Source organism: Tahibacter soli (assembly GCF_025717065.2).
GTDB lineage: Bacteria > Pseudomonadota > Gammaproteobacteria > Xanthomonadales > Rhodanobacteraceae > Tahibacter > Tahibacter soli.
Map to the genome: position 1 here is coordinate 949,819 of NZ_JAOVZO020000020.1, position 14,418 is coordinate 964,236.

Below are 14,418 nucleotides of genomic sequence, written 5' to 3' on the forward strand. Positions count from 1 at the left end.
ACCTGCGTCCGACGCCGCCGATGAAGCTGATCATCCAGATTCCCTGCTACAACGAAGCCGAATCGCTGCCGATCACGCTCGCCGACCTGCCGCGCGAGATCGCCGGCTGCGATGCCGTCGAGTTCATGATCGTCGACGACGGTTCGAGCGACGGCACCGCGGACGTCGCGCGCGCGCACGGCGTGCATCACGTCGTGCGCCACGCGGTCAATCGCGGCCTCGCCGCCGCGTTCATGACCGGCCTGGAAACCTGCGTGCAGCTCGGCGCCGACATCATCGTCAACACCGACGCCGACAACCAGTACGACGCGCGCGACATCGAAAACCTCGTGCGGCCGATCCTCGAGGGCCGCGCGGAAATGGTGATCGGCGCGCGGCCGATCGAAGACACCGAGCATTTCTCGTGGGTCAAGAAGCGCCTGCAGCACCTCGGCAGCGCCGCCGTGCGCTGGGCGTCGAACACGCGCGTCGCCGACGCGCCGAGCGGCTTTCGCGCGATCACGCGCGACGTCGCGCAACGGCTCAACGTTTTCAACTCGTATACGTATACGCTCGAGACGATCATCCAGGCCGGGCGCAGCAACATCCGCGTGCTGTCGGTGCCGATCCGCACGAACCCCGACATGCGTCCGTCGCGGCTCGTCAAGGGCATCTTCAACTACGTCACGCGTTCGCTCGGCACGATCGTGCGCATCTTCGCGACGTACCGGCCGCTCGCGTTCTTCTGGCTGCTGAGCTTCGTGCTCGGCGCGGTCGGCATGACCGCCGGCGTGCGCTACCTGATTCTCAAGGCGATGGGCCAGGGCGCGGGCCACGTGCAGTCGGTGATTCTCGCGACGACGTGCATCACGCTGTCGCTGATGCTGTTCATCATCGGCTTCCTCGCCGATCTCATCGCAGTCAACCGCCGCCTGCTGGAAAAGATCGACTGGCGCCTGCGCCGCCTCGAAAATCCGCCGCCGCGCGAGCGCAAGGACGCCGCGCCATGACCGACGCGCGGCCGGCCGGCAACTACTACGACAAATACCAGACGCGCAATCCGATCGCGCGCTACCTCATGGGCAACTTCCTGCGCGCGTTCGACGATCTCGTCGCGCGCGTGCCGCCGGGCGATGCGTTCGAGATCGGCTGCGGCGAAGGCGAATTGAGCATCCGGCTCGCGCGGCGCGGATTCGCGCTGCGCGCCTGCGACATCTCGGCCGACATCGTCGACGAAGCGCGCCGGCGCGCCGCACACGCCGGCGTCGACATCGCGTTCGAGACCGCGCCGATCGAAGCGCTCGCCGGCGCGCCGGGCGCGCCGCTCATCGTGTGCTGCGAAGTGCTCGAACATCTCGACGATCCCGAAGCCGGCCTCGACGTGCTCGCCGGACTCGCGCGGCCGTATCTCATCGCGAGCGTGCCGCGCGAACCGATCTGGCGCGCGCTGAACATGGCGCGCGGCAAGTACTGGTCCGATCTGGGCAACACGCCCGGACACCTGCAGCACTGGAGCCGGGGCGCGTTCGTGAAGTTCCTCGAGCGCCGGTTCCGCGTCGTCGAACGGCGCTCGCCGCTGCCGTGGACGATGGCGCTGTGCGAAGTGCGCTGATCCGCGCCGCGCGCGTCGTCGGTTTTCTCGTCGCGCTCGCGTGCGCCGCATTCGTCGCATGGCGCTGGCACGATCACGGCGGCGCGCTGGGCGCGTCGTTCGACCTGGCGAACATCGCGGCGGCGGCGGCGCTCTACGCGCTCTGCGGCGTGCCGCTCGCGCTCGGGTGGATCGCCGCGCTGCGGCTGGCCGGCGACCGGTCCGTGCCGGCACGCGCCGCGGCCGTCGGCTATCTCGCGACGCAGATCGCCAAATACCTGCCGGGCGGCGTGTTCCAGTTCGTGTCGCGCCACCTGCACGGCCGACGCTACGGCGCGACGCACGCGCAACTCGCGGCGGCGAGCGTGATCGAGACGCTGTCGCTGCTCGTCGCCGCGTCGGCGACGATGCTCGCGTTCGGCGAGGCGCTCGCCGCGAGCGGCCTGCCCTGGCTCGACCATCTGCGCTACGCGCCGCTCGCGCTGACGGCGCTCGCCGCGGCAGTCTGGGCGTGGTCCGGCCGCGCGCCCGACGCGGCGCGGCAACGCCGCGCGCTGCCCGTCCTGCTGCTCGCGTCGCTCGGTGCACATGTCGCTTTTTTCGCCGGCGGCGCGGCCGTCTGCGCGATCGTCGCCGCGCAGACGCCGCTCGGCTACGCGCAACTGCTGCCCGCGTTCGCCGCGGCGTGGATCGCGGGCTATGTCGTCATCGGCGCGCCGGGCGGCATCGGCGTGCGCGAAGCGGTGCTCGTGCTGCTGCTCAAGCCGTCGATCGGCGAACCCGCGGCGATCGACATCGCGATAGGATTCCGCATCGCCACCGTCGCCGGCGACGCGCTGATGGCGCTCGCCGCTGCGACGATCTCCGCCCTCGACCGACGACACAGCCCCGCCCCATGAGCAAGCGCATCGCCAGCCCCGCCGACCTTGCGATCCACGGAGCGCCGCCGGCGTTTCCCGAACCGATCCACGTCGGCCGGCCGAACATCGGCGACCGCGCCGACTTCCTGCGCCGCATCGACGCGATGTTCGACCGGCGCTGGCTGACGAACGACGGCCCGCTCGTGCGCGAGCTCGAGGCCGCGATCGCCGCGCGGCTCGGCGTCGCGCACTGCGTCGCGATGTGCAACGGCACCGTCGCGCTCGAGATCGCGATACGCGCGCTCGGGCTCGCCGGCGAAGTCATCGTGCCTTCGTATACGTTTATCGCGACCGCGCACGCGCTGCAGTGGCAGGAAATCACGCCGGTCTTCGCCGACATCGACCCTGCCACGCACAACCTCGATCCCGACGCCGTGCGCCGCATGATCACGCCGCGCACGACCGGCATCATCGGCGTGCACCTGTGGGGCCGCGGCGCGCCGCACGACGCGCTGCAGGCGATCGCGGACGAACACGGCCTCAAGCTGATGTACGACGCCGCGCACGCGTTCGACTGCACGCTCGGCGGCCGGATGATCGGCGGATTCGGCGCGTGCGAAGTGCTGAGCTTTCACGCGACGAAGTTCTACAACACGTTCGAAGGCGGCGCGGTCACGACGAACGACGACGCGCTCGCCGACAAGATGCGCCTGATGCGCAACTTCGGCTTCGCCGGCTACGACAACGCGATCCACCCCGGCACGAACGGCAAGATGATCGAAGCCTGCGCGGCGATGGGCCTGACGAACCTCGCCGGCATCGACGATGTGCTCGCGGTCAATCGCGCGAACTACGCGGCGTATCGCGACGCGCTCGCGTCGATCGACGGCCTGTCGCTGCTGCGCTACGACCCGGACGAACGCGCGAACCACCAGTACGTCGTCGTCGAAGTCGGCGATGCGTTCGCGACGCGGCGCGACGACATCGTCGCGGCGCTGCACGCCGAGAACGTGCTCGCACGGCGCTATTTCTGGCCCGGCTGCCACGCGATGAAGCCGTACCGCGACCTGTTTCCGCACGCGCGCCTGCTGCTGCCGAACACCGAAGCGGTCGCCGGGCGCGTGATCGTGCTCCCGACCGGCACCGCGGTCGGACCGCAGACGATAGCAACGATCGTCGACGTGCTCAGGCAGCTCGCCTGAGCCGTCGCGCCGCGAATACGCACGCGGCGGCCAGACCGGCTTCGGCGAGCAGCAGCGCGTAGACCGCGCCGGCCGCGCCGAATCGCGGCAGCAGCGCGAGGTTCAGCACGACGATCGCGCCGAGGCCGGCCGCTTCGATCCTCGCGCGCCGCGCCTGCGCGCCGGCGGCCGTCAGCATCGCCGCGTGCGACTGGTGCAGCGCGACCAGCGGAATCCACGCGGCGAGCGACACGGCAAAACCGCTCGTGCCGGCGAACCCGTCGCCGAACACGTACGGCAGCCACGGCGCGGCAGCGGCCATCGCCGCCGCCGCGAGCAGCCCGTAGACGAACGCCGCCGCGACGATCGCGCGCTCGATGCGCGTTCGCGCCGCGCCGTCGGGCAGCGCGAACAGGCGCGGCAGCGCCGCGGTCGCGAGCGCCGCGATCGGCAGGACCATGACCGACGCCACGCGGAACGCCGGCGTGTACTGGCCGACTGCCGGCGCGCCGAGCTGATGCAACATGATCACTTTGTCCACTTCGGTATAACTCGTCGACGCGAGACTACCAGCCGCGTACGGCGTGCCTTGCGCGAGCGAATCGGCGAGCGGCGGCCGCAGCGACCACGCCGGCCGGATGCCGGCCGCGGCCGACAGCGCGACGACGCACACGGCGCCGGCAAAAGACGCCAGGCAATGCGCGACGACGACCGTGCCGACGTCGGCGTCGCCAGTCAGCACCAGCGCGAGCACGGCGATCACGCGGCAGGCCGGCAGCAGCGACAGCGACAGCGCCGACAGGCCGGCGCGTTCCATCGTCAGCAGCGCCGACGCGGTCGCCCACGCGAACGGCAGCGCGACCAGTTCGGCGCCGGCGATCATCGCGAGCGCACCGATGCCGAGGCCCGAACCGCCGAACGCCGCGCCCACGACGACGACGAACAGCGCGACGACGACGCCGCTCGCCGCCGTCTGCGCGAGCGCGCCGGCCCACCACGCCGGCGCGGCGTCGCGATCGGCCGACACGTGCTGCACGAACAACTGCGCGGCGCCCCAGCCGGCAAGCGGCGCGACGACCGTCGCCGTCGCGACGGCGCCGGCGAACGCGCCGAACGCGTCGGCGCCGAGCGCGCGCGTCAGCACGATCAGGTACGCCGCCTGCAGGCACGCGCGCGCGACGAGGCCCGCCGCGCCGGCAATCGTGTTGCGGCCGAGCCGGCCGATCGGCAGCAATCCGCGCGAGTCAGCGTGCGACATCGCCGGTCTCGTCGCCGAGCGCGAGTCGCTGCGCTTCCCACGCGTCGCGGCGCCGGCGCAGCGTCACCGCGCGCCAGCCGCAGCGCACGAACGAAGCGATGCCGTAGTGCCGCCACAAGTCGGCGAACGCGAACGCCGCGGTGCGCAGATCGGCGATCGCGAGCGCTTTTACGAGCAGGCCGAACGCCTGCTCCCACCGATAGCCGTCCGGATAGTCGCCGCGTTCGGCGAAGTAGCCGCGCGCGACGGTGTCGAACGCGAGGCACGAGCGCAGATAGCGCAGGCGCGCGCGCCGTCCGGAACGCATGATCGATCCCGGGCTTTCGCGATAGACCGCGCCGATGCCGGGCAAGTACGCCGCGGATCCGCGCGACAGCGCGTAGGCCGCGAGGATCGTGTCCATGAACGCGTAGGTGTCGCGGCACAGCGGCGAGGCGAAGCAGTCGTCGACGATTTCGCGGCGATGCAGGATCGTGCACGTGCGGAACGCGCGGCCCGAGTAGAACGTCGCGAACGCGGGACCGACGAGCAGCGACGGCCGCATGCCGTAGTGCATGCCGCGCCGCCAGTCGACCTGCCAGCCGTGCTCGCCGCGGCGGCTGCGCACCCAGTCGGTGTGCACGAGCGTCGCGTCGGGCCGCGCTTCGAGCAGCGCGACCTGCGCGGCCAGCCGGCCCTCGCCGTGCCAATAGTCGTCGCCCTCGCAGAATGCGACGTAGCGACCGCGCAGCCGCGCGACGACGCGCCGCAGATTGGCGATCGTGCCGACGTTCGCGTCCGACACCACGACCCGGATCCGATCCGGAAAGCGCCGCTGGAAGTCGAACGCGATCTCGCGCGTCGCATCGGTCGAGCAGTCTTCGCCGACGACGATCTCGAACGCGAACGGACATCGCTGCGCGGCGATGCTCGACAGCGCCTCGGCCAGATAGTCGGCGTGGTTGTAGGTCAGCACGACGACGCTGACGAGCGGATCGCGCGCGAGCCGATCCGCGTCGGCGATTTCGCGTTCGCCGGCCGCGCCGTTCACGGCTCGCCGCGCGCGGCGGCGGACAGGATCGCCGCGTAGTCGCTCGTCGCGGCGCTCCAGCCGAAGCGCGCGAGCACCTGTTCGCGCTGCACGGCCGTGCGTTGCGCGCGCGCGTCGGGGTCGGCGGACAGCAGCGCCAGCACATTGCCGGCGAGCGCGTTCGTGTCTTCCGCGGCAACGGTCGGTACCGGCAGGTCGCGCACCGCCGGCACGTCGCCGGCCAGCACCGGGCACGCGCAGCCGAGCGCCTCGACCATCACGAGGCCGAGGCCTTCCTGGTCGCCCGACCCCGCGCGCACGAACGGCGCGACGAGCAGCGCGGCGCGGCGGTACAGCGCCGGCAGATCGGGCTGGCGCACCGCGCCGAGAAAGCGCACCGCGTCGCCCAGATCGAGCGCCGCGACGAGACGCCGGCAGGCCTCTTCTTCGGGGCCGAATCCGGCGACGGTCAGAAAGGCCGTGGGCCGCGCCGCGCGGATCGCCGGCATCGCGGCGATCAGATGGCGCAGTCCCTTCTTTTCGACGAGGCGCCCCACGAACAGGATTTCGTCCGGCGACCGCTCGACGCGCGCATCCGGCGTGAACCGCTCGTCGAGGTCGACGCTCATCGGCCGCACGCGCACCGCGCCGTCGGCCGCGCCGAGACTGCGCGCCTCGCCGAGCATCGCCTCGCTGACGACCGTCATCGCGCGCGCGCGGCGCACCACCCAGCGCTTGATCGCCGTCGGCACAGGGCCGCGCAGCGCGAACAGGTCGGCGCCGTGCGACGTCACCACGAACGGCACGCGCGCGCCGCCGATCGCCGCCGCGACGGCGCCCTGCGGCACGAGCCAGTGCGCGTGCACCGCCGCCGGCCGGCGCCGCCGCAGCGCGCGCGACGCGGCCCACCACTGCGCGACGACGAAGCCCGGCACGAGCAGCCACTTCCAGCGCGCGCGGCGCAGATTGGTGACCACGCCGCCGTCGTTGACGAGCGTTTCCAGCGCGTCCGGCGCGTAGCGGTACCGGACGACCTCGACGCCGTCGAACGTTTCTCGCCGTTTGGCGCCGCGCGCGTGCGGGCAGACCACGACGACGTCGAACGTCGCGGTCAGCCGCCGCGACAGTTCGTGCACGAAACCCGGTTCGGGGTCGTCCTTCCAGCGCGGGTAAGTCGACGCGAGCACGAGCAGGAGCGGCTTGCGGTCGGCCGCCTCAGTCATCTCGGCGATACGTGAGCGAGGTGATCTGTTCCGAGACGAGGCCGATCAGGAAAACGACGACGCCGGCGCTCCACAGGAGCGTACTCATGTTCGTGAGCCGGCCGAAGTTGAGGTACGTGTAGGCGTAGTTGCCGAGGCCGAGCAGGAAGAACAGCACGCTCGCCGGCACGAACAGCTTCATCGGCGAATACAGCGTCGCGATCTTGAAGATGATCAGGAGGAAGCGCACGCCGTCGCGCAGCGGCCGGATGTGGCTGCGGCCGACGCGCCGCGCGACCGCGATCGGCACGTAGCAGACCGGATACGCGCTGCGGAAGAACGCCATCGTGATCGTCGTCGGATACGAAAATCCATTCGGCAACAAATGCAGGAACTCGCGGAACTTCGCCGCGCGCACCGCGCGGAAACCCGATGTCAGGTCGGCGATCGCATGACCGGTCATCCAGCTAGCGATGCGGTTGTACAACCCGTTGGCCACGCCGCGGCCCACGCCGGCCTGACCGCTCCAGTCGCGCGCGCCGACGGCCATGTCGTAGCCGGCGTCGAGCCGTTCGAGGAGCCGCGCGATCGGCGTGGGATCGTGCTGGCCGTCCGCGTCCATGAACACGATGACCTCGCCGGTCGCCGCGCGCGCGCCGCGCTTGATCGCCGCGCCGTTGCCCATCGAATACGGACTCGACAGCGCCCGCACGCCGTTCGCGGCGCAGACGTCGCGGGTATCGTCGGTGGAGCCGTCGTCGACGACGATGATTTCGGCGTCGGGCCAGGCCTGTTTGAGTCGCGGCAGGAGGTCGCGCAGCGCCGCCGATTCGTTCTTGGCGGGAAGAACTATGCTGACACCGACCATGAATTCCTCGACGCGACGTTTCGCGGGATGATACTGCAAGCTTCGCGCCGTCCGGACGGCTCGCGGGCCGCGACAGCCGGCGGTTTGCCAAGCCGTTCAAAGATTCGTGACCAAATTCGGGACAAGTGTTCATACATGTCCGAAATTGGAGTACATTCTGCCGTAGTTTCGGGGGTTTAGGTGGAATTCCTATGGCAACGCAGATAAGTCCTGCCGCATTGTCCGGCTTGACCGGCATCGTGCGGCGCCTGGTCGCCGATGGTTCCGTGCCCGAAGCGGAAGCCCGTCGCGCGACCGAAGCGGCGTCGAAACAGAAAATTCCCGTCGCGACCTACCTGATCGACCACGGCGTGGCCGACAGCCGCGTCGTCGCGATGGCGACATCGGCCGAATTCGGCATCCCGCTGTACGACACCGTCGCCATCGACTTCGCGCAGCTGCCGATGAAACTCGTCAGCGAAGAACTCGTCACCAAGCACAAGGCGCTGCCGCTGTTCAAACGCGGCAACCGCCTGTTCGTCGGCCTTGCCGATCCGACCAACCTGCGCGCGCTCGACGAGATCAAGTTCCAGTCGAACCACATCGTCGAACCGATCCTGATCGACGAGCGTCAGCTCCAGCGCGCAATCGAACAGGCGTTCAACCAGGGCGGCGGCAGCGTCGACATCGAGGAAGGCGAAGGCCTGGAAAACCTCGACATGGGCGCCGACGACGACAATGCCGGCGACGGCAACGCCGGCGTCGAAGCCGGCGGCGACGACACGCCGATCGTGCGCTTCGTCAACAAGGTGCTCGTCGACGCGATCAAGCGCGGCGCATCCGACATCCATTTCGAGCCATACGAATCCGAATACCGCGTGCGACTGCGCATGGACGGCATGCTGCGCAAGGTGGCCGCGCCGCCGGCCAAGCTCAGCCCGCGCATCTCCTCGCGCCTCAAGGTCATGTCCGGCCTCGATATCGCCGAGCGCCGCGTGCCGCAGGACGGCCGCATCAAGCTCAACCTGTCCAAGGGCAAGTCGATCGACTTTCGCGTCAGCACCTGCCCCACGCTGTTCGGCGAAAAAGTCGTCCTGCGTATTCTCGACGGCTCGGCCGCGCGCCTGGGCATCGAAAAGCTCGGCTACGAGGACGACCAGCGCAAGCTGTTCCTCGACGCGATCGAAAAGCCATACGGCATGGTGCTGGTGACCGGCCCCACCGGCTCGGGCAAGACGGTCTCGCTGTATACGGCGCTCAATATTCTCAATACCGAAGGACGCAACATTTCCACGGTCGAAGACCCGGTGGAAATCCGCGTGCCGGGCATCAACCAGGTGCAGCAGAACCAGAAGCGCGGCATGACGTTCGCCGCGGCGCTGCGCTCGTTCCTGCGCCAGGACCCCGACGTCATCATGGTGGGCGAGATCCGCGACCTCGAAACCGCCGAAATCGCCGTGAAGGCCGCGCAGACCGGCCACATGGTGCTCTCGACGCTGCATACGAACGACGCCCCGCAGACGATCTCGCGCCTGATGAACATGGGCATCGCGCCGTACAACATCACCTCGTCGGTCACGCTCGTCATCGCGCAGCGCCTCGCGCGACGCCTGCACGACTGCAAGACGCCGCTGGTACTGCCGGCGGCGGCGCTGCTCGCCGAAGGCTTCAGGCAGGAAGAACTCGCCGGCTTGCAGATTTTTGATGCAGTCGGCTGTTCGGCCTGCAACGAAGGGTATAAAGGTCGCGTCGGTCTCTACCAGGTCATGCCCCTGGCCGAAGAGATCGCGAAAATCATTCTTGCCGGCGGCAACGCCATCCAGATCGCGGACGCCGCTCGCACCGCAGGCATCCGCGATCTGCGCGCGTCGGCGCTCTGGAAGGTCAAACAGGGCGTCACCAGCCTCGCCGAAATCAACCGCGTCACCAAGGACTAACGATGGCCACTGCAACTGCAACCGCGAGCAAGGCTGCCGCGCAACGAGGCCGCGCCCGAGCGGAAGTCAATCAGCTGCAGACCTTCATCTGGGTCGGCACGGACAAGCGCGGATCGAAGATCAAGGGCGAGTACGCGGCCAAGAACGTCAGCATGGTGAAAGCCGAGCTGCGCCGGCAGGGCATCAATCCGACGACGGTCAAGACGAAGCCGAAGCCGCTGTTCGGTGCGGCCGGCAAGCCGATCAAGCCGCGCGAGATCGCGGTGTTCAGCCGCCAGATCTCGGTCATGATGTCGGCCGGCGTGCCGCTCGTGCAGGGTTTCGACATCATCGCCTCGGGCCAGACCAACCCGCGCATGAAGAACATGCTGACGTCGGTCAAGACCGACATCGAAGGCGGCTCGACGCTGTACGAAGCGCTCGGAAAGTTCCCGGTGCAGTTCGACCAGCTGTACTGCAACCTCGTCAAGGCCGGCGAATCGGCGGGCGTGCTCGACACCGTGCTCGACACGGTCGCGTCCTACAAGGAAAACATCGAATCGCTGAAGGGCAAGATCAAGAAGGCGATGTTCTATCCGGCGATGGTGTTCGCCGTCGCCCTGCTCGTGTCGGCGATCCTCCTGATCTTCGTGGTGCCGCAGTTCGAGGCCGTGTTCGAGAACTTCGGCGCCGAGCTGCCGGCGTTCACGCAGATGATCGTGAGCGCGTCGCGGTTTTTGACGGCCTACTGGTACATCGTGCTCGGCGCCACCGTAGCCGCCGTCTTCGCACTGATCTTCATCTACAAGCGATCGCCGAAATTCGCCGCGTTCATGGCGCGCGCCGTGCTGAAACTGCCGGTCGTGGGCCAGATCCTGCACCAGTCGGCGATCGCGCGTTTCGCGCGCACGCTCGGCGTGACGTTCCGCGCGGGCGTACCGCTGGTCGAAGCGCTCGACTCCGTCGCCGGCGCGACCGGCAGTCCGGTGTACAACGAAGCGGTCAAGCGCATTCGCGACGACGTCTCGGTCGGTCACCAGCTGCAGCTCGCGATGCGGCAGGTGAACCTGTTCCCGAACATGGTCGTGCAGATGGTCGCGATCGGCGAAGAATCCGGCGCCCTCGACAAGATGCTGTTCAAGATCGCCGACTTCTACGAAGAAGAAGTCAACAACGCGGTCGACGCCCTGTCGAGCCTGTTGGAACCGTTCATCATGGTCATCATCGGCACGCTCGTCGGCGGCATGGTCATCGGCATGTATCTGCCGATCTTCAAACTCGCCGCCGTCGTGGGCTGATCGCGTCGAACCCAGAATGGAACTTTTCACATCCGGCTGGCCGCTGCTCGCAGCGGCCGGCCTGTTCGGACTCATCGTCGGCAGCTTTCTCAACGTCGTGATCCTGCGCCTGCCGGCGCGGCTGATGCACGACTGGCGCTGCCAGTGCCGCGAACTGCTGGCCGAGGACGAAGCCAAGAGCGGCGCTCGCGCCGCGCCCGTCGATGATGCGCCGCCGCAGCCCGCGCTGCAGGCCGATGCGTCGCTCGTCGAGGCCGCGCCGATCGTCGACGAAGCCCAGGTCGCGGCCGAACCGAACGCCGATGCGCCGCCGCCCGACATCGTCTTCGTCGGCTCGCACTGTCCGCACTGCAAGCACGCGCTGTCGCCGCTCGACAACATCCCGCTCGTCAGCTGGCTCGCGCTCGGCGGCCGCTGTCGCTACTGCAAGACGCCGATCTCGATCCAGTATCCGCTCGTCGAAGCGCTGACCGCGCTCGCCGCGATCGTCGTGGTCGCGCAGTTCGGCTTCACCTGGCAGGCCGCGGCCGGCCTCGTGCTGGGCTTCTGCCTGATAGCTCTCGCCGGCATCGACTTCCACACGCAGCTGTTGCCCGACAACATCACGCTGCCGCTGTTGTGGATCGGCCTCGGCCTCTCGACCGTGCCGCTCTTCGTCGATCCCGTCGGCGCGATCATGGGCGGCGCGCTCGGATACCTGAGTCTGTGGTCGGTCTACTGGGTGTTCAAACTCGCGACCGGCAAGGAAGGCATGGGCCACGGCGACTTCAAGCTGCTCGCGGCGCTCGGCGCATGGATGGGCCCGCGCAGCCTGCTGCCGATCATCCTGATTTCGTCGCTCGTCGGCGCGATCGTCGGCAGCATCGCGCTCGCCGCGCGCAGGCAGGATCGCTCGACGCCGATTCCGTTCGGACCGTTCATCGCCGTCGCCGGCTGGGTGCAGTTCGTCTGGGGCGCGACGCTCGCGCTGTGGTATGAACGCTTCCTCCAGGTCGGCTGAAAACGCGCGCTACGTCGTCGCGCTCGGCGGCGGCATCGCGTCGGGCAAGAGCGCCGTCGCGAACGCGTTCGGCGCGCTGGGCATCGCGTGCTACGACGCCGACGTCGCCGCCCGCGCGGTCGTCGCGGCCGGCACGCCGGCGCTCGCGGAAATCGCCGCACAGTTCGGCCCCCACGTGATCGCCGCCGACGGCACGCTCGACCGCGCCGCGATGCGCCGCCGCGTGTTCGGCGACGACGCGGCACGCAAAGCGCTCGAAGCGATAGTGCACCCGCGCGTGCGCACGTGGCTGCGCGAGCGCGTGGCCGCCGACACCGGCGCCTACTGCCTGCTCGCGATTCCGCTGCTCGCCGAAACGTGGCCGGCGTACGACTGGGTCGACCGCGTGCTGATCGTCGACGTCGATCCCGCGGTGCAGTTCGAACGCCTGGTCAGGCGCGATGCGATAGACGCTGCGCTCGCGCAGCGCATGATCGACGCGCAGGCGACGCGCGAGGCGCGGCTCGCGATTGCCGACGACGTGGTCGAAAACTCGGGTTCTCTCGACGAACTCACCGCGCGCGTCGGCGCGCTGCATGCGCGGTATCTCGCGCTGGCGACCGAAAAACGGGTCCGATGACGGCGTCGGCCTGCCCGGCGTGCGGACATCTCCTGCCGACGCGCGCGAAGCTCGCGACGGTGCTGCTGGGCACGCGCGCGACCTGTGGCTGGTGCGGCGTCCGATGCCGCGTGGCTCCGTGGCTGAATTCCGCGGTGGCGCTCGTTCAGATCGCCCTGCTCTTCTTCTGGGCGGCCGAATACGCGATGAACCGGGGAAATTTTCTCTTTGTCGCGTTCTTGCTGTTTACGGCGGCGGCGATGTATTCGATGGTGAGATTTGCGCCGCTGAAAAGAGCTGGCTGAACGCCGCACTCACCAGCCCCCTCGAAATCCCCGCAACCCCTTGCCCCGCCGAGCGCGCGGACGTAGCAACGTCATCCTGTCGCCCGCTCGCGGCCTCGCGCCGATGTGATGGCTTCAACGTGCTCGGCGTTGCATCGTCGTGCCGCACAGCGATCCTTCTTGCGATGATATGCGCAGCCCGACTCGTCACAAACCACGAGGAAACACTCCCGGTAACGACATGACAAACCCGAGAACGAATCATCGATACACGGTCGAACTGCGAATCGCGTCGGAAGACCTGGATCCGGACCGGATCACTCGCGAGCTGGGATTGAATCCCACTCGAAGTCAGGCGCCAACGTCGCGCAACGACGGCCGGCAAATACCCGGGCGCTGGTCCTACTGCGGCAATTCGATCCCCAATGCCGAACCCGGAGAATGGGACTCTCTTGAAGACGGCCTTCTATCCGTGATGCGCGAGTTGCATCCGATACGATCCCAACTGGCGGCCTACCTCGATCGCTACAGCGTGATCTGGTGGTGCGGACATTTTCAGACCAGCTTCGACGGCGGCCCGACCTTTTCGGCCGAACTGCTGAAACAGCTCGGCGATTTCGGCGTGCCGCTCTTCATCGACACTTATTTTTCGTCCGAGTAGACGAGACACCTTCAGCGACGCGACCGGTCACCACAGCCCAGAAATCCGTCTACCAGTTTTAAATATTCCACTTCGCTGACGGCAAGCGCCGCTCCCTCGCCGGCGACGGGCAGCAACGGATGATCCGGCGCTGCCGCTCGTGCCATCGCGCTGAACCGGCGCGAAAAAGAAACCTGCTCGGCCGCCTCCGGAACATCGACCATTCGCGCCCTGACGGGATTCAGGTCGACGTAGGTCATAGCGCTCAAAACCGCAGCGTCATCGAGCAATGCCTGACAGCGAAAGCGGCCTTCCCAGAAACGTCCTTTGCAGCCGTCCTCGGCATTCGCCACACGCGCGATCGACTCGTTCAGCGCACGCATGAACCAGCTCACGCTGCCCAGGCGCCGTCGATACTCTGCAACGAGCGCTTCGTTGCCCGCCGAGACGTCGATTCGCTGCCGCAACGTTTCCTCGGTATCATCCTTGCGACGCGACACGGCGAACCAGCGACGCAGCACGACATCCGGACTCCACCGAAGGGCACCTCGAATAACCCCTTCGCGACAGCACAAACTCGCTGAAGCGACGATTCATGAGGCTGGACCGGGTGCGGCTACATAGATCATTGCCGCTCACTCGCCGCATCGCGGCGGCGGCGGCCCCTCACACGGGCACGATTCCGCGGTGCTGCAACCTCGCCAGATGCATCACGTTGTGCGTGATCACCTTCAACGCGATCATCATCCGCGCTC

Annotated in this window: 15 protein-coding genes; 10 read left to right on the plus strand and 5 right to left on the minus strand. The window is 68.4% G+C overall.

Annotation, left to right across the window (positions count from 1 at the left end):
• Positions 1-20: 20 nt before the first annotated feature.
• From OD750_RS25155 to OD750_RS25170, 4 genes are read left to right on the plus strand one after another with little or no spacing between them, the layout of a single operon-like run.
• The gene (locus OD750_RS25155) at positions 21-989 is read left to right on the plus strand and encodes a glycosyltransferase family 2 protein (RefSeq protein ID WP_263541372.1); all 969 of its coding nucleotides are present in this window, start codon (positions 21-23) and stop codon (positions 987-989) included.
• A complete protein-coding gene (locus OD750_RS25160) occupies positions 986-1,591 on the plus strand; it encodes a class I SAM-dependent methyltransferase (RefSeq protein ID WP_263541373.1) in 606 nt (201 codons plus the stop codon). The genes OD750_RS25155 and OD750_RS25160 overlap by 4 nt, the downstream gene beginning before the upstream one ends.
• Positions 1,576-2,469, plus strand: a complete 894-nt coding sequence (locus OD750_RS25165; RefSeq protein ID WP_263541374.1) for a hypothetical protein — start codon at positions 1,576-1,578, stop codon at positions 2,467-2,469. The genes OD750_RS25160 and OD750_RS25165 overlap by 16 nt, the downstream gene beginning before the upstream one ends.
• Positions 2,466-3,632 (plus strand): DegT/DnrJ/EryC1/StrS family aminotransferase, encoded by a 1,167-nt coding sequence (locus OD750_RS25170; RefSeq protein ID WP_263541375.1) that lies wholly within the window; start codon positions 2,466-2,468, stop codon positions 3,630-3,632. The genes OD750_RS25165 and OD750_RS25170 overlap by 4 nt, the downstream gene beginning before the upstream one ends.
• Here OD750_RS25170 and OD750_RS25175 read toward each other — a convergent pair.
• Genes OD750_RS25175 through OD750_RS25190 form a run of 4 tightly spaced genes read right to left on the minus strand, consistent with a single transcriptional unit; the run spans position 3,616 to position 7,948 of the window.
• Positions 3,616-4,869: a lipopolysaccharide biosynthesis protein gene (locus OD750_RS25175; RefSeq protein WP_263541376.1), complete on the minus strand. Its 1,254-nt coding sequence runs from the start codon at positions 4,867-4,869 to the stop codon at positions 3,616-3,618. The two genes, OD750_RS25170 and OD750_RS25175, sit on opposite strands and share 17 nt — an antisense overlap.
• Positions 4,856-5,899 carry a glycosyltransferase gene (locus OD750_RS25180; protein WP_263541377.1) on the minus strand — a complete coding sequence of 348 codons (1,044 nt, stop codon included), beginning with the start codon at positions 5,897-5,899 and terminating at the stop codon, positions 4,856-4,858. Before OD750_RS25180 ends, OD750_RS25175 begins: the two co-directional genes overlap by 14 nt.
• Positions 5,896-7,101, minus strand: a complete 1,206-nt coding sequence (locus OD750_RS25185; RefSeq protein WP_263541378.1) for a glycosyltransferase — start codon at positions 7,099-7,101, stop codon at positions 5,896-5,898. The genes OD750_RS25180 and OD750_RS25185 overlap by 4 nt, the downstream gene beginning before the upstream one ends.
• Positions 7,094-7,948, minus strand: coding sequence for a glycosyltransferase family 2 protein (locus tag OD750_RS25190; protein ID WP_263541396.1), 855 nt, complete (start codon positions 7,946-7,948; stop codon positions 7,094-7,096). Before OD750_RS25190 ends, OD750_RS25185 begins: the two co-directional genes overlap by 8 nt.
• A gap of 191 nt (positions 7,949-8,139) precedes the next feature.
• Between OD750_RS25190 and pilB the strand changes: the two genes are divergently transcribed.
• From pilB to OD750_RS25220, 6 genes are all read left to right on the plus strand, one after another.
• Complete coding sequence (gene pilB, locus OD750_RS25195) at positions 8,140-9,864, plus strand: type IV-A pilus assembly ATPase PilB (protein ID WP_263541379.1); 1,725 nt, start codon at positions 8,140-8,142, stop codon at positions 9,862-9,864.
• A 2-nt stretch (positions 9,865-9,866) separates the two neighbouring features.
• Positions 9,867-11,141 carry a type II secretion system F family protein gene (locus OD750_RS25200; RefSeq protein ID WP_263541380.1) on the plus strand — a complete coding sequence of 425 codons (1,275 nt, stop codon included), beginning with the start codon at positions 9,867-9,869 and terminating at the stop codon, positions 11,139-11,141.
• Positions 11,142-11,157: 16 nt separating this feature from the next.
• Entirely contained in the window at positions 11,158-12,141 is a 984-nt protein-coding gene (locus OD750_RS25205; RefSeq protein ID WP_263541381.1) for a prepilin peptidase, read from the plus strand.
• Positions 12,116-12,760, plus strand: coding sequence for a dephospho-CoA kinase (gene coaE, locus OD750_RS25210; protein WP_263541382.1), 645 nt, complete (start codon positions 12,116-12,118; stop codon positions 12,758-12,760). The genes OD750_RS25205 and coaE overlap by 26 nt, the downstream gene beginning before the upstream one ends.
• Positions 12,757-13,044, plus strand: a complete 288-nt coding sequence (locus OD750_RS25215) for a hypothetical protein (RefSeq protein WP_263541383.1) — start codon at positions 12,757-12,759, stop codon at positions 13,042-13,044. Before coaE ends, OD750_RS25215 begins: the two co-directional genes overlap by 4 nt.
• Positions 13,045-13,264: 220 nt before the next feature.
• Positions 13,265-13,684 carry a DUF4279 domain-containing protein gene (locus tag OD750_RS25220; RefSeq protein WP_263541384.1) on the plus strand — a complete coding sequence of 140 codons (420 nt, stop codon included), beginning with the start codon at positions 13,265-13,267 and terminating at the stop codon, positions 13,682-13,684.
• Between the two features lie 11 nt (positions 13,685-13,695).
• Here the strand turns inward: OD750_RS25220 and OD750_RS25225 are convergent, their stop codons facing one another.
• Positions 13,696-14,184, minus strand: a complete 489-nt coding sequence (locus tag OD750_RS25225) for a hypothetical protein (protein WP_263541385.1) — start codon at positions 14,182-14,184, stop codon at positions 13,696-13,698.
• Positions 14,185-14,418: the final 234 nt, after the last annotated feature.